The sequence below is a fragment of the Pseudoalteromonas sp. L23 genome, assembly GCF_021728455.1.
In the GTDB taxonomy this organism is placed as follows: Bacteria; Pseudomonadota; Gammaproteobacteria; order Enterobacterales; family Alteromonadaceae; genus Pseudoalteromonas.
Genome location: NZ_JAKKCW010000055.1, coordinates 1 through 1,288, shown reverse-complemented (window position 1 = coordinate 1,288; position 1,288 = coordinate 1). Strand labels below are relative to the sequence as shown.

General features: G+C 46.3%; 1 protein-coding gene. It reads right to left on the bottom strand.

Going from position 1 to position 1,288, the window contains the following annotated elements; translation table 11 throughout:
- Positions 1-103: 103 nt before the first annotated feature.
- On the bottom strand, positions 104-1,288 hold the full coding sequence (tuf, locus tag L3V43_RS23650; RefSeq protein WP_119230648.1) for an elongation factor Tu: 1,185 nt from the start codon (positions 1,286-1,288) through the stop codon (positions 104-106).

The window sequence follows — 1,288 nt, the reverse complement described above, 5'->3', positions numbered from 1 at the left end:
TCGCGATATAAAATCGCATCTACAAGGCATTAAAAAAGGCCGTACTCTTTATCAGAGAACGACCTTTTTTGCTGGTCGCGATATAAAATCGCTGCTACGAAGATTACTCTTCGATTGTTGCTACAACACCAGCACCTACTGTACGGCCACCTTCACGGATAGCGAAACGTAGACCTTCGTCCATCGCGATTGGTACGATTAGCTCAACAGTCATCTTGATGTTGTCGCCAGGCATTACCATTTCTACGCCGTCTGGTAGCTGGATGTCACCAGTTACGTCTGTTGTACGGAAGTAGAACTGTGGACGGTAACCTTTGAAGAAAGGAGTGTGACGACCACCTTCATCTTTCGAAAGTACGTATACTTCTGAAGTGAATTTTGTGTGTGGCTTGATTGAACCAGGCTTACATAGTACTTGACCACGTTCAACTTCATCACGCTTAGTACCACGTAGTAGTGCACCGATGTTCTCACCCGCACGACCTTCGTCTAGAAGCTTACGGAACATCTCAACACCCGTACAAGTTGTCTTCGTAGTTTCTTTGATACCTACGATTTCTACTTCGTCGTTCACGTTGATGATACCAGCTTCTACACGGCCTGTTACTACTGTACCACGACCCTGGATTGAGAATACGTCTTCGATAGGCATGATGAATGGCTTATCGATGTCACGCTCTGGCTCTGGGATGTAAGAATCTAGTGCTTCTGCAAGCTCAACGATCTTCGCTTCCCACTGCTCTTCGCCTTCTAGTGCTTTAAGCGCTGAACCTTGGATTAGTGGTAGGTCATCACCTGGGAAGTCGTACTCAGAAAGTAGTTCACGAACTTCCATCTCTACTAGCTCTAGTAGCTCTTCGTCGTCAACCATGTCACATTTGTTCATGAATACGATGATGTAAGGTACACCAACCTGACGAGAAAGTAGGATGTGCTCACGTGTTTGAGGCATAGGACCGTCAGTAGCTGCAACTACTAGGATCGCGCCGTCCATCTGTGCAGCACCTGTGATCATGTTTTTAACATAGTCAGCGTGTCCTGGACAGTCTACGTGTGCATAGTGACGAGTTGGTGTGTCATACTCAACGTGTGAAGTTGAGATTGTGATACCACGCTCACGCTCTTCTGGAGCGTTATCGATTGATGCGAAGTCTTTTGCTTCACCACCGTATACTTTTGCAAGTACGTTAGTGATTGCTGCAGTTAGAGTTGTTTTACCGTGGTCAACGTGGCCGATTGTACCTACGTTTACGTGCGGTTTTACGCGTTCAAACTTTTCTTTTGCCAT

Excerpts from the sequence above, each read along its gene's own strand:
- tuf (WP_119230648.1), bottom strand. The coding sequence starts at position 1,288 with ATGGCAAAAGAAAAGTTTGAACGCGTAAAACCGCACGTAAACGTAGGT.